14 protein-coding genes and 1 tRNA gene are annotated in these 20,302 nt (G+C 60.1%); 9 read left to right on the forward strand and 6 right to left on the reverse strand.

The annotated features are described in order from the left end of the window. Positions 1 to 136: 136 nt before the first annotated feature. From U1H99_RS26770 to U1H99_RS26800, 7 genes are all read left to right on the forward strand, one after another. Complete coding sequence (locus U1H99_RS26770; RefSeq protein ID WP_323144688.1) at positions 137 to 1,522, forward strand: cache domain-containing protein; 1,386 nt, start codon at positions 137 to 139, stop codon at positions 1,520 to 1,522. 31 nt (positions 1,523 to 1,553) lie between these two features. Further along, positions 1,554 to 2,225, forward strand: coding sequence for a response regulator (locus tag U1H99_RS26775; RefSeq protein WP_323144812.1), 672 nt, complete (start codon positions 1,554 to 1,556; stop codon positions 2,223 to 2,225). 131 nt (positions 2,226 to 2,356) lie between these two features. Then, the gene (locus tag U1H99_RS26780; RefSeq protein WP_323144689.1) at positions 2,357 to 3,493 is read left to right on the forward strand and encodes an HDOD domain-containing protein; all 1,137 of its coding nucleotides are present in this window, start codon (positions 2,357 to 2,359) and stop codon (positions 3,491 to 3,493) included. Then, positions 3,486 to 5,546 (forward strand): putative bifunctional diguanylate cyclase/phosphodiesterase, encoded by a 2,061-nt coding sequence (locus U1H99_RS26785; RefSeq protein WP_323144690.1) that lies wholly within the window; start codon positions 3,486 to 3,488, stop codon positions 5,544 to 5,546. The genes U1H99_RS26780 and U1H99_RS26785 overlap by 8 nt, the downstream gene beginning before the upstream one ends. Positions 5,547 to 5,611: 65 nt before the next feature. Further along, positions 5,612 to 5,701 (forward strand) — tRNA-Ser (locus U1H99_RS26790). A 190-nt stretch (positions 5,702 to 5,891) separates the two neighbouring features. After that, positions 5,892 to 7,088, forward strand: a complete 1,197-nt coding sequence (locus U1H99_RS26795) for a tyrosine-type recombinase/integrase (protein ID WP_323144691.1) — start codon at positions 5,892 to 5,894, stop codon at positions 7,086 to 7,088. Between the two features lie 56 nt (positions 7,089 to 7,144). Then, positions 7,145 to 8,284, forward strand: coding sequence for a Fic family protein (locus tag U1H99_RS26800; protein WP_323144692.1), 1,140 nt, complete (start codon positions 7,145 to 7,147; stop codon positions 8,282 to 8,284). 118 nt (positions 8,285 to 8,402) lie between these two features. Here U1H99_RS26800 and U1H99_RS26805 read toward each other — a convergent pair whose 3' ends face one another. The 6 genes from U1H99_RS26805 to U1H99_RS26830 form a co-directional block, all read right to left on the reverse strand. Further along, positions 8,403 to 8,651, reverse strand: a complete 249-nt coding sequence (locus tag U1H99_RS26805) for a helix-turn-helix transcriptional regulator (RefSeq protein WP_323144693.1) — start codon at positions 8,649 to 8,651, stop codon at positions 8,403 to 8,405. Between the two features lie 639 nt (positions 8,652 to 9,290). Continuing rightward, positions 9,291 to 10,382 carry a caspase family protein gene (locus tag U1H99_RS26810; protein ID WP_323144694.1) on the reverse strand — a complete coding sequence of 364 codons (1,092 nt, stop codon included), beginning with the start codon at positions 10,380 to 10,382 and terminating at the stop codon, positions 9,291 to 9,293. A 26-nt stretch (positions 10,383 to 10,408) separates the two neighbouring features. Further along, the gene (locus tag U1H99_RS26815; RefSeq protein ID WP_323144695.1) at positions 10,409 to 12,919 is read right to left on the reverse strand and encodes a GAP1-N1 domain-containing protein; all 2,511 of its coding nucleotides are present in this window, start codon (positions 12,917 to 12,919) and stop codon (positions 10,409 to 10,411) included. Continuing rightward, positions 12,909 to 13,745: a TRAFAC clade GTPase domain-containing protein gene (locus tag U1H99_RS26820; RefSeq protein WP_323144696.1), complete on the reverse strand. Its 837-nt coding sequence runs from the start codon at positions 13,743 to 13,745 to the stop codon at positions 12,909 to 12,911. The genes U1H99_RS26815 and U1H99_RS26820 overlap by 11 nt, the downstream gene beginning before the upstream one ends. Before the next feature lie 3 nt (positions 13,746 to 13,748). Further along, positions 13,749 to 14,699 carry a TRAFAC clade GTPase domain-containing protein gene (locus U1H99_RS26825; protein ID WP_323144697.1) on the reverse strand — a complete coding sequence of 317 codons (951 nt, stop codon included), beginning with the start codon at positions 14,697 to 14,699 and terminating at the stop codon, positions 13,749 to 13,751. A gap of 7 nt (positions 14,700 to 14,706) precedes the next feature. Beyond that, a complete protein-coding gene (locus U1H99_RS26830; protein WP_323144698.1) occupies positions 14,707 to 16,080 on the reverse strand; it encodes a GTPase-associated system all-helical protein GASH in 1,374 nt (457 codons plus the stop codon). Positions 16,081 to 16,673: 593 nt separating this feature from the next. Between U1H99_RS26830 and U1H99_RS26835 the strand changes: the two genes are divergently transcribed. Both U1H99_RS26835 and U1H99_RS26840 read left to right on the forward strand, forming a co-directional pair. Continuing rightward, the gene (locus U1H99_RS26835; protein ID WP_323144699.1) at positions 16,674 to 17,198 is read left to right on the forward strand and encodes a hypothetical protein; all 525 of its coding nucleotides are present in this window, start codon (positions 16,674 to 16,676) and stop codon (positions 17,196 to 17,198) included. Between the two features lie 74 nt (positions 17,199 to 17,272). Then, positions 17,273 to 20,254 (forward strand): CHAT domain-containing protein, encoded by a 2,982-nt coding sequence (locus tag U1H99_RS26840; protein ID WP_323144700.1) that lies wholly within the window; start codon positions 17,273 to 17,275, stop codon positions 20,252 to 20,254. Positions 20,255 to 20,302: the final 48 nt, after the last annotated feature.

A 20,302-nucleotide genomic window follows, 5' to 3' on the forward strand; every position in this document is an offset into this window, starting at 1 on the left:
CGCATGATTACTGAGTCCCCTACGTAGCATTACGTAGCACCGGGGAGCCGCGCGCCCGAAAGCCGCCGGGCGCGCCTGCCTGATCGGTCGTACAATTTCATGTTACGACGAAAACAGCAGGAATAGCGCGCACGGCATGAAGTTGAGACAGAAGGTGATTTTCCTGGCGATCGCACCGCTGATCGTGGCCCTGTGCGCGATCGCCCTGTTCGTGCGCCAGCAGGCGGTCACGCTCGCGCACGACCAGCGCGCCGCCATCCAGCAGGCCTACATGGACAGCCGCCAGGCCGAGCTCAGGCACTACGTGGAACTGGCGTCGCACGCGATCGCGCACCTGAGCGCGTCCGGGCGCAGCGACCCGGCCACGCTGGAACAGGCCAAGCGCACGCTGCAGTCGCTCGGCTTCGGCGACGACGGCTATTTCTTCGTCTACGACATGCAGGGCCGCAACCTGATGCATCCGCGCCAGCCGGAACTGGTCGGGCGCGACCTGTGGAACCTGCGCGACCAGTACGGCACGCCGACGATCCAGAACCTGGTGAAGGTGGCACGCCAGGGTGGCGGCCTGGTGCGCTACAACTGGGTCAAGCCGACCACCGGGAAATCGGTACCCAAGCTCGGCTACGTGGTGCCGATCGCGCACTGGGGCTGGATCGTGGGCAGCGGCCTGTACCTGGACGACGTGCAGGCCGCGCTCGACAAGGTCGACGCGCGCCAGTCGCGCAATATCGAGACCACGCTGTGGTGGATCGCCGGCGTGGCGATCCTGTCGGCGCTGGCGGTCGGCGCGGCCGGGCTGGCGCTGAACGCCAGCGAATCGCGCGTGGCCGACGCCAAGCTGAGGGCGCTGGCCCAGCGCGTGGTCGACGGCCAGGAACAGGAGCGCGCACGCCTGTCGCGCGACCTGCACGACGGCATCAGCCAGTGGCTGGTGTCGATCAAGCTGCAGATCGAGGCAGGCATCATCCGCATGAAGGGCAACGCCGAGCAGCAGCAGAAGGCGCATGCCAGCTTCGAGCGCACCGCCGAGGAATTGAACAAGGTGCTGGGCGAGGTGCGTCGCATCTCGCACGGGCTGCGTCCGGCGCTGCTCGACGACCTCGGGCTGGCGGCGGCACTGGGCCACCTGGCCGAGGAGTTCGAGGAACACAGCGGGATGCCGGTCGCATTCAGCGCCGACGGCGCGCTGGACGGCCTGCCGACGCCGGTGTCGACCGTCCTGTTCCGCATTGCCCAGGAGGCCCTGACCAACATCGAACGCCACGCCGGCGCCCACCGCATCGAACTGCGGCTGGAGCGCACGCGCAGCCGCGCCTCGGCGTGGTACGAGCCCGACCTGGTGCGGCTCACGGTCGCCGACGACGGCGCCGGCTTCGATGCCCAAGGCGTGGAAACCCACCCGCAGCGCGGCATCGGCTTGCGCAACATGGCCGAGCGGCTGGATGCGGTCGGCGGCACGCTCGGCATCTCGTCGACGGCGGCGGGCACGACGCTGTGTGCCAGCGTCGAACTGGCGCAGTGAGCAGAAACCGATGGAGAACCTGATGAATACAATGACCGACCCGGCCCATGCGCTGGTACACATCATGCTGGTCGACGACCACCCGCTGGTGCGCGACGGCCTGCGCGCGCGCCTGGAGGCGGTGCCGCACTTCCGGGTGGTGGCCGAGGCCGATTCCGGCAGCGAAGCCCTGGGCCTGGCCGACGTGGGCGGCATCGACCTGGTGCTGATGGACATCACCATGCGCGACGGCAGCGGCATCGACGCCACCGCCCGCCTCAGCGCGCACCATCCCGGCATCGCGGTGCTGATGTTGTCGATGCACGACAAGCTCGAATACGTGACCCAGGCGATGCAGGCCGGCGCCCGCGGCTACGTGCTGAAGGACGCGCCCGGCAAGGACATCGTGCTGGCGATCGACACCGTGATGGCGGGCGGCATTTACTACAGCGCGGCCCTGGCGCGCCAGTTGGCGCGTCCGGCAGGCCAGTCCAGGGACAACGCGCTGGCCCAGGACAGCCAGCTCACCACGCGCGAACAAGAAGTGCTGCAGCACATCGCCAACGGCGAGTCGAACAAGCAGATCGCGCGCGAACTCGACCTGTCGGTGCGCACGGTCGAGACGCACCGCCTGAACATCAAGCGCAAGCTGGGCATCGAAGGGCAGGCCGAATTGATCAAGTTCGCGGTCCAGCACGTCCATTTCGGCAGTGGCGGCAGCTGAAAACGCTTATGCCACAGAAATAGCCATATGGCATCTAATTAGTTGCTTTTCGATAATCACTGCTCTATATTAGATGCATAAATATGCATTGCCGCTCGCGCGCTTGACTCATGGTTCCAACCCAAGCCCCGTTGGTAGAAGTACGCCCGGTCGCCAACGCCCAGAACGAGTGGGTCGCGCTGCTGCTCGGCGGCAGCGCTGGCCAGGCCATCGATGCGGCCACCCTGCAGTCGCTGTTCGGCACACCGGATTTGCTGGCCGCGGTGGCCCCGCTCGACTGCATCCTGCTGCTGGATGACGCCGGCGCGCTGGCACCATCCATCCTCGACCTGCTGCCGACCGGCCGCGTGCTGCTGGCAGTAGGCGCCGCCGCGCTGGCGCAGGAGGGCGCGGCGCGCCGGCTGACCGTCCTGCAGGAGGCCGGCTACCGGATCCTGGTCGACGGCGAGCCCGGTCCCGGCTCGGCGGCGGCCTTGCGTACGGTCGCGCGCGATTGTGCGGCCGGCGTGCCGCCGCCGTCGTCCCTGTCCGCCCTGTTCGGCCCGCACCTGGCCAGGAACGTGGACAGCCGGGCATGCTTGCAGGCGTGCGAGAACGCCGGCTTCGGCTGGTTCCAGGGCGACTATCCGCTCGACCCGCCACCCGCCGGCAGCGAAGACGGTGGTTCGCGCAAGCGCCTCCTCACCCTGCTGGCCCTGCTGGCGCGCGATGCCGATTCGCGCGAGCTGGAGCGTCAGCTGAAGCGGGACCCGGCACTTTCCTACCACCTGCTGAAACTGGTGAACTCGGCCGCGTTCTCGTGCGGTACCGAGATCACCAGCTTCGGCCAGGCCATCGCACGCCTCGGCCGGCGCCAGCTGCAGCGCTGGCTGCAACTGCTGCTGTACGCCCGCACCGGCGCCGACGGTCCGCCCAGCCTGCTGCTGCCGCTGGCGGCCCTGCGCGGCGCGCTGCTCGAGGCGCTGTGCAAGCAGGACGGCGGCGAGCGCGAAGCCCAGGACCAGGCCTTCATGGCCGGCGTGTTTTCGCTGCTGGACCGCCTTCTCCGGATGCCGATGGCCGCGGTCGTGGCCGACCTGCCGCTGCCTGGCGAGGTCGAAGCCGCACTGCTGCGGGGCGAAGGCCGGCTCGGGCAGCGCCTGCGGCTGGCGGCCGCCGGCCACCCGGAGCCGGCGCTGCTGGCCGCGGCCGGCGTCGATGCTGCTGGCTGGTGGCAGGCCCAGCTCCATGCCCATCACTGGGCGATCCAGGTGGTGCGCAATGTCTGAGCTGCACCTCACCGAACCGGCACCGCTCGACCTGGCCGCCAGCAGCGCCGCCGTCTGCGACGCCGTGCTCAAGCTGCGCGGCGCGCCCCTGCATGCGGCGCTGGGGCGCATCGCCGCGGCGCTGCTCGCCAGCCCCGAGGGTAGCTTCGACACAGGGCCAGGCCAGGCGTCCGCTCCGGAAGCGGGCACACTCGGGCAAGACGTGGTCGCCGGCGCCGAGCGCTTCGGCCGCTACCGGGTGACAGGCCGCAGCTACGACGCGGACGACCGGCGCCAGCTCGACAGCCTGGCCGGCCTCACCGCCACGCTGCTGCAGGTGCACGCGCTGGCGCAGCGCACGACCCATGCCTACGCCCAGGTCGAAGCCCAGCTCGCGCACCAGTCGCAGATCCTCGACCAGATCCACGAATCGGTGCTGACTACCGACCTCATGGGCTACATCACCAGCTGGAACCGCGGCGCCGAGCAGCTGTTCGGCTACAGCGCGCTGGAAGCGGTCGGCCGCCACATTCTGTTCCTGTACGCCGATGAAGACCCGCATCATCCACCGGAGGACATCCCGGATGCCTTCGCCGAGCAGGGCGGCCGCATGATGGAGGTACGGCGCCGAAAGAAGTCCGGTGAGGTCTTCTGGGCCAGCCTGTCGCTGTCGCCGCTGCGAGACCTCGAAGACCACCCGATCGGCCTGATCGCCTACCTGACCGACATCACCGAGCGCAAGCAGGCCGAAGAACGCCTGCACCACCTGGCCTACTACCAGGAACTCACCGGCCTGCCCAACCGCACCCTGTTCGGCCGCCTAGTCGAGCAGGCACTCGCCGTCACCCAGCGCAACGACGCCATCGCCTGCGTGCTGTACATCGACCTGAACCGCTTCAAGCTGATCAACGGCACCCTCGGCCGCCGCGTCGGCGACGAACTGCTGCGCCGGGTGGCCGAGCGTTTCCGCGGCGTGCTGCGCGACGAAGACGTGGTGGCGCACCTGTCCGGCGACGAATTCGCGGTCGGCCTGTTCGACATCCGCCAGCACTTCGAAGCCACCACGGTCGCGCAAAAGCTGCAGGCCTGCCTGGCGGCGCCGCTGACGGTCGGCGAGCACGAACTGCGCGTCGGCGCCAGCGTCGGCATCGCGGTCTACCCGCAGGACGGCCAGGATGCCGAAACCCTGCTGCGCATGGCCGACATCGCCATGCAGCGGGCCAAGGAAAAGGCCGAAAACCCCGACCACAGCATCGCGTTCTACCGCATGGACATGAACGAAGGCATGCAGCAGCGCATGCAGATCGAATCCGGCCTGCGCCACGCCCTCGGCCACGGCGAACTGGTGCTGCACTACCAGCCGAAATTCGAGATCGGCAGCAGCCGCCTGGTCGGCGCCGAAGCGCTGGTGCGCTGGCGCCACCCCCAGCGCGGCATGGTGCCGCCCGGCGACTTCATCCCGCTGGCCGAAAGTACCGGCCTGATCGTGCAGCTCGGCGAATGGGTGCTGGAACGCGCCTGCGCCCAGGCCGCGGTCTGGCAGGGCGCCGGCCTGCCGCCGTTCCGCCTGGCCGTCAATGTCTCGGCGCGCGAATTCACGGCGTCCCTGCCGGGCCGCGTGGCCGACACGCTGGCGCGCTACCGGCTGGATCCGTCCTGGCTCGAACTCGAGATCACCGAAAGCACGCTGATGCACGACATCGACGACGTGATCGCCATCATGGACCGCATCAACGCCCTCGGCGTGGCGCTGTCGCTGGACGACTTCGGCACCGGCTACTCGTCGCTCAGCTATCTGAAGCGCTTCCCGATCGACACCCTCAAGATCGATCGCTCGTTCACCAACGGCCTACCGGCGGATAGCAACGACTGCGCGATCGCCAGCACCATCATCAGCATGGGGCGCAGGCTGGGGCACCGGGTGATTGCGGAAGGGGTGGAGACCCTGGAGCAGCTTGCATTCCTGAGCGAAGCGGGATGCGACGAGGTGCAGGGCTACCTGTATGCGAAGCCGCTGCCGGCCTATGAATTCGAGACCGGCTTGCGCGAGAACTGGTTGCTTACGACAGGGTAGGTTTTTTGCTCAGCAGCGCGGCTGGCCTTGGGGGCGCTTGTTTATGTATAATGCCGGTTCCCCAAGGAAGCGTGGCCGAGTGGTTGAAGGCAGCAGTCTTGAAAACTGCCGACGGGGGAACCCGTTCGTGAGTTCGAATCTCACCGCTTCCGCCAAGCATACTGAACAAGAGCCCCACAAGTTGGGGCTTTTTTTCGTCTTCTCATAGGAGAAAAGTCAAAATCGGTGTCCAGTGACGTCCACTAGAATCTACCCACATCCACGCACGAGGGGTGGGTAGGAATATGGGTCGTTTCAAGAGTGAAAATCTTGGCGGAGACCGCACCGAAAGGTGGGTAGACACCGATGAGCTACACGATCAACAAGCTTTCCGCGATCAAGGTCCGCAGCGTGACCCGGCCCGGCATGTACGGCGACGGCGCCGGGCTATGGCTGCAGGTGTCGAAGAGCGGCGCCAAAAGCTGGATCTTCCGCTACGACTTTTGCGGCCGGCGCCGCGAGATGGGGCTCGGTTCCTGCCACACCGTCGACCTGGCGCTGGCGCGCGAAAAGGCGAAGCAATACCGCCTCGTGCTGCTGGAAAAGCGCGATCCGATCGAGGAGCGTGACAAGGCCAGGGCGGAGTATGTGCACCAGCAGGCCAAGCGCGTCACCTTCGATGAATGCGCCTCAGCTTACATCGCGGCGCACCGCGGCAGCTGGAAGAGCGCCAAGCATGCGGCGCAGTGGGAGACCACGATTGCGGCATACGTCAGCCCCATCATCGGCGCGCTGCCGGTGGCCGATGTGGACACGGCCCTCGTCGTCAAGGTGCTGAGGCCGATCTGGACTACGAAGACCGAAACCGCCACGCGTCTGCGCGGACGCATCGAGTCCATCCTCGACTGGGCCACTACACACAAATTTCGTCGCGACGAAAATCCGGCGCGCTGGCGTGGGCACTTGGAGAACCTGCTCGCCAACCCGAACAAGATCGCACCGGTGAAGAATCATCCGGCGCTGCCCTGGCGTGAAATCGGTGGGTTCATGACGGAACTGCGCAAGAGGGAGGGCGTGTCGGCGCGGGCGATCGAGTTCGCCATTCTGACGGCGTGCCGATCGGGCGAGGTCCGCGGGGCGCGCTGGTCCGAGATCGACCTGGACGCAAAGCTGTGGACGATCCCCGCCGAGCGGATGAAGGCTGGGAAGGAGCATCGGGTTCCTCTGTCTACCGGCGCCGTGGCCATTCTAGCTGCGATAGAGCAGCGTGGCGGCTTTGTCTTTCCCGGCCGGGACAAGGAGACGCTTTTATCCGATATGAGCCTCACGAGCGTTTTGCGGCGCATGGGAAGGACGGACATCACGGTCCACGGCTTCCGTTCGACCTTCCGTGACTGGTGCTCGGAGTACGGCAAGAATTCGTTTTCGCGCGAGGTCTGCGAACATGCGCTTGCGCATGGCTTGCCGGACAAGGTCGAGGCGGCGTATCGGCGCGGCGACCTGCTCGATAAGCGGGTGGTGCTGATGCAGGCATGGGCTGACTATTGTGGCGGGATGGAGTAGGGAGCCTGCTCTGTTCAGGCATTGGCAATGCGGCGTTTAGTCCATACAATCACCGCATGAATTGCGGCGATTACACATATATCTGGCAGGCTCCGGACTGGCCGAATTGGCGCTATGACCTGGCGGCGCTGGCGTCGCCGCTTGCGCAGGTCAGTCAGCGTCAGGGCCTGCTGCTCGGCAGGCTTGCCGACATCGGGCTGGGCCTGCGCGACCAGGCCAGTCTGGCCGCATTGACCGACGACGTGATCAAGACGAGCGAAATCGAGGGCGAGCATCTGAATGTCGCCTCGGTCCGTTCATCCATCGCACGGCGCCTGGGCGTTGACATCGGTTCGCTGGCGCCGGTGGACCGTCACGTTGAGGGCGTGGTCGAGATGGTGCTCGACGCTACCATCAACAGCGCATCGCCGTTGACACAGGAACGCCTATTCGGCTGGCATGCGGCGCTGTTCCCGACCGGCTACTCTGGCCTGAGCAAGATCAGCACCGGCACATGGCGCGACGATGCGCACGGTCCGATGCAAGTTGTGTCCGGGCCCATGGGACGGCAGCGCGTCCACTACGAGGCCCCGCCGGCGCAGCGCCTGACTGGCGAAATGGAGGGCTTCCTTGCATGGGTCAACGCACCGGTCCAGGCCGAGCCGGCACTGATTCGCGCCGGGCTGGGGCATCTCTGGTTCGTGACCCTGCACCCATTCGATGATGGGAATGGCCGTATCGCGCGGGCCATCGGCGATCTGTTGTTGGCACGCGCCGATGGCAGTCCGCAGCGCTTCTACAGCCTGTCGGCGCAGATCCAGCGTGAGCGTAAGGCGTATTACGACATCCTCGAGCGCACCCAAAAGGCCGACATGGAAGTGAGCGAATGGCTGCTGTGGTTCCTCCAGATGCTCGGCGAAGCTGTGGACCTCGCCCACCATGCGCTCGATGCCGTGTTAGAGAAGGCCCACTTCTGGCAGCGGGTTTCGGGCCTGGCGCTCAACGAGCGGCAAGTCAAGATCATCAATCGCCTGCTCGATGGCTTCGAGGGCAAGCTCACCAGCAGCAAGTGGGCGGCAATCGCGAAATCATCTACCGATACCGCGCTACGCGATATCAACGAGTTGGTCGAACTTGGCATCCTGCAGCGGTCTGGTGCTGGAGGGCGCAGCACCAGCTATGACCTGGTGCGAGGGCCAGCGTCTCCGCTGCCCTGAGTATTGTCACAAGTTGGGGCGGATTGATGCCGGTGCCAGCTATGTTGGCGGCGTCTAAATTTCATCATGACGAAATCGCGGAGTTCGTCATGACGAACTTTTTTCTTCACGTGCTGCGCTACGAATCAGGCCGACTGGCACGGATGCACTGGACTGCCCACTGTTCGACTTCACATCTGATCCAGGCCGACGACCTGCCCTGCAGCTTCACGGGTTTCGGGAAATTTCCTTTCTTAATCGCCTCGTAGATGCTGCTGCGCGATCTGCCGCAGATGGCAAGCACTTCCTTTAACCTGATAAATTGCACGCCTGGACGATTACTCGATGCACGGCGTTCGACAGCCACATTAAGAGCTTGTTGATCCATGGATGCCTCCAAGACGAAGGTGAATGAAACATCGTGGGCACGTTAGGCGGTAGTTCAGGTACCGAAACGTTCTCATACCTACAAGGCTCCTAACGGACATAGGTCGCGGGGTACCCACAATGCCAAACCAGTTTGAGATCACGTGGCTGCTGAGACATTGCGCCAGCACCTATGCACGCTTCATAGCAGAAGACTCGAACGCGTTGAAGACGGTTTATTCGTTCTGGTTTTTGAGGCAGGATAGACTAGCGTCTCGCATTGTTAATCTCTGCGAGATTCACAATGGTCCTCGTCCCTTTGGGACTGCGGGCAAGCGGCCTTACGCGCCTGACAAATCTTACTACTTGCTGTTGGAGCAACACGCCCGTACACTGACACTCAAGGAAGGGCCGCTGTCGGGCTAGGAGCAGTCTTTGAAGAGTTCGACCGAGCATCAGCCTAAGGCTGATCTCAAACGTTTGACATTATTCTATAAATTCGGCAACTGCCGAAAGTCGACGGCGAATCTGGGGCCATTAACGTCGGCCGTCTACTGTATGCCATGCACGAACTAGAGCTGTACATTTGATCTTCAGCTTTGGCTGCCGCCAGACCCTTTTGCTTCAGGCGATTGTCCTCAAACGACTGCGCCTAAAGCGCCTAAAGCGTGGCCAACTGCGGATGGTTTGAAAAGTCTTCCTTCGCTGTCCTAAGTAGGCTGCTAAAGTTAATATTTCTGCCTCCACCGCCCTGTTTCAGCGTGCGAAGCGCTGCATGCCATGCAGCGTGCCCACTGGAATGGAACTGGAGACGGGACAGATCACCACCGGCGCGGCTCCACATTTCCTGATCCCGCGGCCCGAACGGGTATAGCTCGGCCAGTATCCCTTCTAACACTGACCAAGGATCTTCCTGTTGCGTTGCGGGCTTAGCCTCGGAGCAGTACGGCGATTTTTTCCCACCTTGGCTCAGCGCGACAGCGAAGTTCACCTCAAGGTCGTCTGCCTTAAAAATTGGGTGTTGGTCATCTGGCACGAGCTTAGGCACCTCCTCGGCGATATAGTTAAACAAGTCAAAGACCTTAATGAAGCCGCTGACGTTCTTGTCGGCAGCTCCGCGCAGACCTGCCAGCAGTACGGTTGTGAAAACGCTGTTCCTCGCGCCAATAAATACGGCTGATTCTTCGTCAGCGCGACACGACGCCATCAGAGCGCGTCCGCTCCCGGCAGCCAGCTTCGCAAATGCGTTTCGGGTATAGCCAGACTTGAATTCATGGTCTTTGCCATCGGTTAAGCTCTTCGAGATTGCAGCGCCTCCGGCATGACAGGCATCGATGAAGACCAACAACCGCTTCGCCTTGATCTTTGCAAGTGCCACAGCTAACTCATCCGAGCTAATGGTTGTGTTTTCAATGTCAGTGAGGTCGCTATCCACCGTCACCAAGACGCTATCCTCATTACCTGGGCTGCCCACGATAGCACCGTGGCCGGAGAAGAAAACGCAGACAGTGTCATCAGGGATCGCCCGAGCAGCCAGTTCATCAAGACCCTTCAAAACAGCAGCCCGAGTAGCGTTTGCGTCCAAGAGAGTGACGACGTTAGCCGGGGCATAGGCACAGTAATTCGGCGATGAGAGCGTCGCGGCGACATCGTTCACGTCGTTCAGGATCGCAGCAGGCAAGCTGGATATTTGCTGATAGTTCGCGACACCGATAAGGAGGGCGCGGCCTTGCGGGTATCTAGTTGGATTCATGTTTCAACGATGAGTATGTGGGAGCGTCAACGCCAGCCAACGATGTCCGGGTCGCTGGCATACAGGTGTAATTTTTCGTTTAAAGGAAAATCCTCGCACATCATAGTAAGGAGCTGACGCGCAGTCGGACGGGCGCCACAACGGATTGAATTCAATACGGTATGCCAACGTGTCGCCCCATTTTGAGACGTTCCCGGCAGATCGGAATTTCTACCTCCGGCACGTGACCAGAGCTCGTCGCTATCTGGACCGCTTGGATAAAGTTCCTGAGCCTCTTTCTCGAATGCGTTCCACTTCTCTGCAGCGCTTGGCTTCGAAATTCCTAACGTCCAACGCGTATACAAGCTGAGTAGGTCCGCGCACAGCCGTAGCCCTGGCATGAGATCTGAGCGCTGGCCGGCGAGCCGGTCCGAAAGATATTTGGCGGCTCGCTCCCAACGGCGGGACGCTACAAGCACTCCCAGTTGCTCAGAATCCGATCGACAAAGAATCTGGACGTTCCTCAAAAGGTTGTTCAACCATGTGATGAGCACCTCTTCGCGAAATGACGGGAGGGCGCTAACAATTGCTAGACGTGCACTAACACTCACGGATGACTTTTCAAGTCTCGTCTGCAAGCTCGAACTCGATAGGATTGCGAGTTCAAGTGCAGTTTCAGGGGGAGCCATTACCACGCCCTTCGCAGCGACGTCTAGCCAACCGATTGCGGTTGCCTGCAGGTAGTGGTCAAGCTGTAGAGCGGGCAGAAGTGGCCAAAGCCGCGCCCGATCCGGGGCGGCAGTTAGGTCAGCCAAAGGTGTCTGTGATAGCGCCTCCAGCAGCCCGGTATCAACAGGCCGTCCTTCAGTGAGTTGAGCTAAAACGGTGTCGCGCACACCGATGATGTTATCTGGTGCGCGCCACAGCGAAGAATTCTTGCGAATAGCAGCGCCCCAAACCTTTTGCTCTGTAATATCGTCGCCACGAATGTTTAACAGAATCTCACGGTGGGCAACTGCTAGGTCTGCACACAAGCTAACCAAGCGCAAGTCTTTATGCGCAAGTGTGCATTCCAAGATCTGGTCAGGGCTAGCGTACCGAAGGGCCGACCGCAAGCCGGCGCTGTAGTCTGAATCCTTGTCTACCTTGAGTTGCTGAGCAGTGGCATCGAGCGGAGGCAGAGTTGAAGCCAGTACGGCCCCATAAGCAGTCAGCCAACGCTTCTTCAACAGTGGCGATAGCAGAGCGGCCGGGGTGGTGACGTGAAGATTTTTGGGCACCTCCTTCGCCAGCCATCGTTCAACTGCAGCGTCAGGCGGTAGGATGCCTACGACTACAGAAAACGCGGCATGACTTCGCTCGGCCCACCTCCAAATAGCCTCAAATATGGCGGGTTTGTCTCGACGAGCTGCGGCTGATAAGCCGGCTATCACTGCAGCGCGCCACGGCGGCAATGCGATATCCTCATCAATCGAAGCCGTGATCATCGCAATCAAGTCGCTATCGTCTGTTGGTACAAATCCAAGGTTGCTGATGGTGAGCTCAACGGCCGACCAAAGCGAGCGCGTGTAGGCAAAACCGGAAAGCGTCAAATTCCTCATCAACAGTAGCTGCTTGCAGCCTGCGCCTGGGATCAATGCTATGAACCGCCCCATGAGCTTTTCTTTAATGCCGACTGCGAGCTGTGGCTGATTCGAGACGCTTTCTGCCAAGCGAATGGCAGCCAGCAGGTCATCGAAGCTTTCGCCGTCAAAGATGAGTGTGTGCAGCCGTTCGAGCTTGCTCAGTTCCCTAAGCGTATTGACCTCGAGGCCAAGGCCCTCGGCAAGAGCGAGAATCGGCTGTACGTCGCGCTGACCGGAAAGAATCCTTGCCGCTTCAGATTCCGGCATCTGGTTGTCTCGGTCGACGATTCGGTGCTTCGTCCAGCGAGCTTGGAGCTGCTCAGGAGTGCATACCAGCGCTGGCGTCGGTTGCTCTACAACGTCATTCGGACCAAAGCTCAACCTGAATGCGAAATTTCGTCTTACGGCCGGCCAGAGGTTCTTCCACAATGAATCGACGAGATGCTCGAATTGCTCGACGCCTAGTCGTACAACTGGAGCTAGTCCTTGGGCTACCAACCCGTTAGCAGTTCCAATCAAGTCAGCGGCAGGCGCGTTGGTGCTACTAGCTGTGTCCAGCTCAAGCTCAAGCATCGCTACCGAACTCGGGCAGTCTGTGACCGAAGGCGCCAGCAACCCAAACAACGCTTCCAGGCTTTTAGCCTCGCATATTTCGTCTAAGCTAACGAGTAGTGCGTGAGTCAGCACCATACCGCCACGCGACGCCCTCGGATCTAGGAATGTGCGAGCGAGAATGTAAGTGTCGTCGATAGGAAAACCGCGAACGAACGGGGACCAAGCTTGGACACCTGGTGGCACTGCATCGGGCAGATCGAGCTTTGATGCGATGGCAACGGCTACAGGCGCATTTGAACTCGATACAATGAGTCCATGACCGCGGCCTGATACCTCGCCATAGACGGCCTGCTCGACTCGCACTCTCTTAGGTCCCATTTGCCATCACGCGTTGAATTGGCAGGGTGATGTCATTGCTTTTCAAGCCATCGGGTAGCACGATGTAGCCAAACTCTTCGGGGCCGCGGATTGCGTACTCCTGATCCGCATCCGTCTTGCTGAGTGCGCGTTCGAGCGCCGACAGACCCATGACGGTGGGTGAGACCCAGTTGCTGCGCACGAATGACCAAAGCATCGGCAATCGAGATGCAAGGAGGTCAGCCGGCAGCTCTGTCGTTTCAAGCTCATCCCAGCAGCTCAGCAAGATGGTCAAGCGAGGCTTGCGAAGCGGGCTGTCCAAATGAAACTGCGCCAGATAGAGCAGCATTTGAAGGAGCTCAACTGCCCTTGCTTGATCTGAGGGCTCATGTACGATTCTCTCCCCCGCAGGCTCTGCTGCAGCAAATGACTGTAGCGGGCGCGAAAACAAATCGTCCTCGGACCGAAGCGAATGTAGTCTTATGAGCAAGACCCAGTCCGTGGCTTCAAGCACGCGCTCACGCCAAGCGGCTGGAATTCGTCGCTGCGTAACAAGGTTGCGGACTTGTTCGCCGCCGTAGTCAGGCCAGACCAGATCGGCATAGCGCCCAGCTTCGTCCGTAATGGGCCAGACGCTCTCGACGTAGGTATTCGCCGGTGTGTGATCGGTCGACTTTCCTTCAGTCAGGCAGCTCAGGGCTGTAGTAAACGCCTCTAAGTTTGTTGCAGCGCCAGACATCTTAAGTGCACACGATTTGACCATGAGCCGCTTCAAAAACTGGGCTCCATAATGCGTTTTCCCGACGTTCGACTCACCGACCAACAAAATGGTGTGTTGAGCAGCCACCGACTATCTCCTACCGAATCGAAAAAGCGGGTCGTGACTAGACGCCCCTAATGTGGGCAGATCGACCCCGGCGCGCTTGGTGGAAAGAATCCAGCCAAATAGCTCGCGAAAGCCTTCTGCGGCATCGCAGTCCCCACGCGGGTACACACTAACTGTGAACTCAGGGACGGTTGATGAGACCGACGCCACCGCTTTTCTAATCTGAGCTTCCATGGCTGGCGCCACGTCTACGTCCCCCTTCGTCCACACGAGAGCCAGGCGCCGTCCACGGGTCTCAGCCACTGCACGCTGAGCAAGTAGCTGAAACTCGTTTCGAGCGGTCCCCATCTTGGGGCCGGAAAGTGCCTGACGGTCAGCAATCAGCAGCGTAACGTCGGCGTGCCGGGCAATCCAACGGGCCCCCTCCGCGTCGGGTGCTTGTTCGTTGATCGCCCACTTCTGAAACCACTCTCCGGGTGCATCGGCAAAAAGAATGTCGCGCAGCGCCCCATCCTTTCGGCGAAAGGCAAGGTGAAGCATGCCAGGTGCTCGGGCCGCTCCACTAGGTGTGTGGGACGGAAACCTTGGGGACTGCGCCGGCTTCCAGCGCAAAGAGTTTGCCACTGCCTCCCAACCTGCCAGCGTGTATGAGTTGCTGAAAAAATTGGCGTCAGTAGTCAGTGTCCCCCGACCCATCAGCAGGTAGAACGCACCGAGGATAGTCGTCTTCCCAGCGCTTTCCGCGCCGATGATACCGACAGTGATGGGTTTAGCCCTGCCGGTTACGAAGTTTAGGTCAGACTCTCCCATCGCCAAGCCGCTCCATGGGAGCAGTATATGACCGGCGTCAGATAAAGTGGCTAGCGCGTTTCCGCTAACGCGCTTCCATTCTGGACATAGATCGAGTCTGATATGGCCCAGTGTGCACGTGGTGTCGTCGTCAGCAAAACAGTTGGGTTGGGGGCATCGGTCCATGAGTGTTTCACTTCTTCCTGGACCGTTTGGTTGAGCTTTCGTTGGTGGAGCGTGCGGCCTGGAGTTCACGGAACAGGTGAGTCCCCCACTCGGACGGGGTCATCTTGGTGGAAGCGTCCAAGCCACTAAGCGCACGCAGGGTTGTCTCTTTGCCTGAGCCTAAGTCTTGAGGGTGTCCAATCAACGACAACAGCGGGCCTCGACCAGCAGGTGCAGGCGCGTACTGAGCAGCCAATGTGCGGAAAGGCTGCATGAAAGTGGTCGTCCTTGCGTCGCGCACAAGACTGGCGACGTCACGCTCGACATTGCCTTCGTCACCTTCTTTAACTGGAAGACAGCGAATGGCTTCCCGCAGGAAGGTCGGCACGCTCGCTGGTGAATACGTTGGCACCTGTTCATGTAAGTCGAGCGCCATCAAAGCGGATGCCTCAAACGGCGGGAGATCAAGGTAGCTTGCATGAGCGCTTGGAGAATACATCGCTTCCTTCCACCACAGCAGGTTTGTGCGACGCTGCAGACCTGCCGTCGCGCCGCTGAAGCTAGCTAATGTGTTATCAACGTGAGCGGAGACGGCCTTCGCCAGCGCAGACAACGGACCCGAGAGGTCAACTGGAACTGGAGCAATCTCCTCCGCCATCCCATCCAACGCCTCTGCAATGATGACGCTCATCTTATCTGCAAAGACGTTCGACCACTGCTGGGGATTGCTTTGAGGCTGATGCTGATTCGGGTTGTTTGGTCCCCAAGGCCCGGCGGCGGAATAGATTTTCGCCTGCAGCTCCTTCCGATCGACAGTCGGTGCATCATAGTGCGCAGACACTGGGGATGGTGGTGTATAACGCAGCGGATCGACCGTTACCATCTCCGGCGTAGCCCACTCTGCCTCGGCGCGCACATCGACCTTCGTCTCAACTTCGCTGACCGCTTCGCGCCAAACCTCAGCCTCATCGGACGTTTCGGCATAGGCTAGGGCATTGCGTGCCGTATTGACAAAGGCGACGGCAATCGCATCGTCCGCACGAGCCGCCTGCACGGTGGCGTCAAGTAGAATTGCCCGCAAGATGGCGACAGGCCGCCCGCTGAAGGCGTTTGCCACCGTTTCCCATTGTTTTCGGAGGGCGGTCATTGCCTCCTCTACGGTAGGGTCGGTAGCTGCAACGTGAGGATCGACCGCTACCATCGTAAAGCTAGCCGTCTTGGAGGGCGCTTTTCGGAGGGCAGCTGCCAAGTCTTTTGCAGTGGACCGAAGCTTGCCGAGTTTGATGTCATCGCCTTTGAGGTCTATCGCTCCAATCTCAAGGAACCTCAGCAGAAATTCTTGTTCCATCTCTTGGCCTTCCGATTTTGTTGTGATGTCGCAAGATGAGCCTAGGTTCGACATTGGGAACCGCTCGGCTCATTCCAGATCATGAGCCTCGTTTCTGCGAAGTTAATGAGCAGATTATACATGCGCCAATTTCCAACCTGCATCTACTTTCTGAGAAAGCATCCAGTGCACGGGAGAGTTCAGTGGTCGCTTTCGATCGCCTTTAGGCAGTGGATTAGCTGATGATTGCATGATGCGTAACACACGGCAGAAGAAGATGGCTGCACTCCAATTCGATACTGGGTACAGCGCGATGAGCTTCAAACGAAATCTGTAGTAGCCATCTCCACACCAGTTACAGAAGGCCTCTCGCGCATCGTGGAGGTAAGACAGTTCACCGTCTCCTGTGAAATCTTGAGTGCAAGCAAGCGCTGAAGCTCGTCTACTCGCGATCGCCGGTTCCAGCGCGGCACTGGAGGGCGATCCTCCTCCGAATCGGAACAAAGTCGTTGGGATCGGAACCTGCCTGCTGTAAATTTACGATATTATTAAGAAAGTCTTGTGTTTAATACTGCAGGATTTAGGCTCCCGTTGTCCATGGAATTGTCCAGCTAGTATGGCTCAGTTCAACGCAGCGCTTTTTACCGATGTTTATCGTTTGATACCTTATGCCAACTGTTACCCCGGATTTATACTGTATTGCGTCAGAATGCATGACTCGGCCTGAGTGGATCCAGAGCACTGGCTACAGTATTGCCGCGCTAGTCGCCATTTTCACTATCTTTAGCTATTTCTATACACAAAAGAAGCAGCGCGCTTTGGATATCGTGAAATTTTCCCTCGACCAGCATAGGCGCCTCTTCGACGACGAGGAACTATTCGAGATATTAAACCTCATCGATGCCCCGGAGGGCGAGCAAAGTATTCTGGCAAACCCTTCCATGGGCAACAAAAAACGGAAGCTGATCACGTTCTTCGAAGAGATGGTACTTCTCGTGCGGGCAGGCTACATGTCGGAGGATTTCGCCCTATACATGTTTGGATACTATGCCCTCCAAGCTCGGCAGAACACGTACTTTATGAGCGGCATCAGCACAGACTACGCTGACTTCGGGATTTTCTTTGACTTCGCCGAACGCTATAACGAACGGCAGGGCGTCATCAAGGTGAAGAAGGTCAGCATCATTCCCTAGCAGGCGCATTAGACCATGCACGCGATGCCCTTGGCCTGGCCACTCCGTTTCCGAATCAAGTCGATTAGGCCACTATGTCACTTTTTACCAGAGTCCTTCGTACGCTGCATCGCCGCTTTTCCAAGCGGTTGCTCAAAGTCCCAGAGTGGCGGCAGGAGCTAGAGGCGGCGCTGGCGGGGGCATATTCTGCGTATTGCTCTGGCTCGATGAGGACGAATACCGAGGCGAGTTTGTTTCTCACGTCATGGATGGGAGGCAAGGACGATCCGCTGTTTGCAGCAAAATTGGTCGTCGACGTACTGATGAGTGAGGTGAAGGCAGGCCCGCCCAATCATGCATATCGGCAGCGATGCCGCTTTTGCGCCCGGATGGTCGCGGCAATCCACGGCGAAGCCGAAGAAGTGCATGAACATCCCGCTTATGCTGCAGCCATCTATTCGCTCAACTGTGGGCACCCCTACCTGTTCAAGGAAATACTGGTCAGATTACTGCTAAGTTGCTATGGCCGCGCGGTAGCGAACAAAGCCGATCTTTTTTCACAGCTCGCAGTGGCATTCGACCTCCTGGAGCACCCTAAGCGCGCTGAAGCGCTGTTGCGACATGTTCAGACGATGGCACGTACTGGCGCAGTCCGGCCCATCACAGCCGATTTTGCATTGCGCTTGCTAGCTGTGGTGTGCGCCCTGCAAACCAAGATCGCGACAGTTTTTCTCCTGAATGCCGAGGCCGAACCGCGCGCCCAAACAGTTTATGGTTTGTCGTCGCTCCAGGTGGATATTGCCTGGACATTGGCGATTTGCCGAACTGCGATGGTCGCCATGACCTCCCCCCCGCGGCTCTTCGCAGTTTCGGTGGAAGCATTGAAACACATCGCGAAACGACGCCCGGCTACCGACGATCTTATCGACATCGATATGCTGATGCATGGACTCGATCGAAGTCGGTATCCCGGCCTCGCTGCATTATCAAGCATGACGGTACTTCGCATCATGCGGGAGGCACCACCACTAGGCCTCGACGACGAATCGCTGGCGATGACCTTCGTGAATGCGGGCAATGCCGTCTTGGGAAATGTAGATCTGGCAGCGGAGTGGAATCTGTGGGCGCGCCAGTATTTCGAGGAACTGATCAAGTTGGTCGACTGCGGCGAGATCCGAACGAGCCCGGACGTCCAGTATCAGGTAGCCCAGGCTCATGCCGGTATCGGCTATTCGTACTCCAATCTCGCCAGGACGGCTGGGCATGACGAACGAACGGACCTGTATTCGAATGCCAAGCGGCACCTCGATCATGCTATTGGATTGCTTCAGCAGCTCCGCCGTGACCGATGGATCGAAGCGCGCGTCTGGGCCGTCGCCGGGCGGGTTGAAGCAGCTTGCGGCCGTATGCACGACATGCATTGGCGCTTTGCCGCTGCTTTGCTGGCAGGCGCGACGCATTATCAACTCAATGTCGAAAACCTCGTCCACTTCTTCAGCCCGGATGAAGATACGAGGCTAAAGTACAGCGAAGTCTTGGCGGACATAGGTGATACCAATACCGCTATCCTGTTAGCAAAGGCAGCAGTCCGCGGGATCCATCATTACGCGGCCCCATCGGAGGCAATTGAGGACCTTGCATCGGAGGAAGCTAGGGACCTTGCTTCAGCATACATTGGCACACGGACCCTGGCGCATAGAACCTTGATTAACGAACTTAGTGAAGTCGGGCGGTATAACGAGGGCGAACTGGCGTATGACCTGTTAAAGGAGAACGAGTACAACGAGTTCACCCGGCGCTCCGGTGCCGAGGCGGTCGTCGCCCAGCATGTCGCGCTCACACCCTTCGAACTGGACGCAATCCGACAATCGGGGCTTGGCGCAGCCGTCCTTGACGTAAAGTGCCTCGATCGCAGAGATGCCATAGTCAATCGACTCGCTGACATATTTTCGGGGCTGAATGGAACCATACAGGGGATGATCGACAGCAGGCGCTTTTCCGAGGCACAGCCCCCTGCAAGGGACGGCATCGATCCGGCGAAGAATCTCGGAAAGACCGACGCGATCCTCCGCTTCATTGCCTCCGGATCGGCACTGTCGATCTCCTTGTCGACCTATTACGAGAAGAAACAACTCGTGGTGCCCATCGATATACGCGCGCTGGGATTGCTGATCTTCGAATTTAGGCAACAATGCCGCTCGTCTTCATCGGACCTTCCATCCGTACATGCACTTGGGCAGAAGCTGTACCACATCCTGTTTGATCCTATCGAAGACGCCATCGGTAAGGAAATCGCGCACCTGTACATCGAGAGTGACCGGCTCCTTGCCAGCATTCCGTTCGCCGCTCTTCACGACGGCCACGGATACTTGGTCCAGCGCTTCTCGCTTGCCTACCTGAACAGGGTTGCGCTATATGGGGATGCAGCGACGAGTGTGGGCAACGCCGAGCATGCCGCCATTTTCGCTTGCACCAATCTGCTTGGCGAGGAGCTACCAGGGGCTGCCCGGGAGGCGGAAATTATCTCTAGGCAATTGAGCATGCGGCCAGCGATGGAACTCGACTGTTATATCGACCAGCAGTGCACGGTTGAGGGCTTCCTTCGCGAGATCGTCAGGCCTCGTGGCGGACGCGGCTTGGTTCATTTGGCAACGCATGCCAGCTTCGACCCTTCGAGCGATGCGTCCTCAAGTCTCGCCTTCTTGGACAAGGAATTAAGCATCCGTACGCTCAGGACATTGCTTGAGGAATCGGGTTGCGATACCGGCCTGTTCGTGCTCTCCGCCTGCGGCACGGCCCGCCAGGACATTGACGTCGAGGGCTTTAGCTCGGTTTTGCTGCGGTCCGGGGTTCGGACCGTCCTCTCCACGCTGTGGGAGACGTTCGACGCATCCGCACCAGCATTCTTCCGCCGCTTTTACGCCGACGTTGGGAACTCGCCTTCTGCCGGTACTACTGCTTTGGCGGCAAGAGAGGCGCAGTTAGCACTGCTGACACCTAGCGGCGACTGCAAAGCAGAGTTCATTCACCCTGCTCATTGGGCTCCCTATATAGTTGCTACGGCGCGGATTTCTTAGACGTCGATGACGAAGGCGATGTACACGAAGCCTTATCAGGTCGAGACG

The sequence above is a fragment of the Massilia phyllosphaerae genome (assembly GCF_034659755.1).
In the GTDB taxonomy this organism is placed as follows: Bacteria; Pseudomonadota; Gammaproteobacteria; order Burkholderiales; family Burkholderiaceae_D; genus Telluria; species Telluria phyllosphaerae.

Bases quoted from the DNA above. Each gene is read 5' to 3' on its own strand.
- U1H99_RS26770 (WP_323144688.1), top strand. From the start codon at position 137: ATGAAGTTGAGACAGAAGGTGATTTTCCTGGCGATCGCACCGCTGATC.
- U1H99_RS26775 (WP_323144812.1), top strand. From the start codon at position 1,554: ATGACCGACCCGGCCCATGCGCTGGTACACATCATGCTGGTCGACGAC.
- U1H99_RS26785 (WP_323144690.1), top strand. From the start codon at position 3,486: ATGTCTGAGCTGCACCTCACCGAACCGGCACCGCTCGACCTGGCCGCC.
- U1H99_RS26795 (WP_323144691.1), top strand. From the start codon at position 5,892: ATGAGCTACACGATCAACAAGCTTTCCGCGATCAAGGTCCGCAGCGTG.
- U1H99_RS26800 (WP_323144692.1), top strand. From the start codon at position 7,145: ATGAATTGCGGCGATTACACATATATCTGGCAGGCTCCGGACTGGCCG.
- U1H99_RS26805 (WP_323144693.1), bottom strand. From the start codon at position 8,651: ATGGATCAACAAGCTCTTAATGTGGCTGTCGAACGCCGTGCATCGAGT.
- U1H99_RS26810 (WP_323144694.1), bottom strand. From the start codon at position 10,382: ATGAATCCAACTAGATACCCGCAAGGCCGCGCCCTCCTTATCGGTGTC.
- U1H99_RS26815 (WP_323144695.1), bottom strand. From the start codon at position 12,919: ATGGGACCTAAGAGAGTGCGAGTCGAGCAGGCCGTCTATGGCGAGGTA.
- U1H99_RS26825 (WP_323144697.1), bottom strand. From the start codon at position 14,699: ATGGACCGATGCCCCCAACCCAACTGTTTTGCTGACGACGACACCACG.
- U1H99_RS26830 (WP_323144698.1), bottom strand. From the start codon at position 16,080: ATGTCGAACCTAGGCTCATCTTGCGACATCACAACAAAATCGGAAGGC.
- U1H99_RS26835 (WP_323144699.1), top strand. From the start codon at position 16,674: ATGCCAACTGTTACCCCGGATTTATACTGTATTGCGTCAGAATGCATG.
- U1H99_RS26840 (WP_323144700.1), top strand. From the start codon at position 17,273: ATGTCACTTTTTACCAGAGTCCTTCGTACGCTGCATCGCCGCTTTTCC.